1 pseudogene is annotated in these 390 nt (G+C 64.6%); it reads left to right on the top strand.

Annotated elements, in window-relative coordinates:
- A pseudogene (locus GV818_RS33955) lies at nt 1-390 on the top strand (cobyric acid synthase); the annotation flags it as partial.

Below are 390 nucleotides of genomic sequence, written 5' to 3'. Positions count from 1 at the left end.
ACATGGCACTCAACAGTGCCGTAACCGCTGAGGGCGGCGAGATCGGCCGGGCTCAGGCAGTTCAGGCGCAGGCGGCCGGCCTGGCGCCGCACACGGATATGAATCCGGTGCTGCTCAAGCCCAACAGTGACACCGGCGCGCAAGTGATTATCCATGGTCGTGCGGTGACCAGCATGAACGCGGTGGCCTACCACGACTACAAGGCCATTGCCATGCAGGCGGTGCTGGCCTCGCATCGACGTTTGAGTGCCGAGTACCCGGTGGTGATGGTCGAGGGCGCGGGTTCGCCTGCCGAGATCAACCTGCGTGCCGGTGACATCGCCAACATGGGCTTTGCCGAAGCCGTGGATTGCCCGGTGATCCTGATCGCCGATATCAACCGCGGCGGGG

Origin of the sequence: Pseudomonas sp. Fl4BN1, from assembly GCF_009908285.1 — a bacterium.
Classification (GTDB): domain Bacteria; phylum Pseudomonadota; class Gammaproteobacteria; order Pseudomonadales; family Pseudomonadaceae; genus Aquipseudomonas.
Note: the sequence above shows the minus strand (reverse complement) of the source record. Positions and strands in the feature narration are given on the sequence as shown.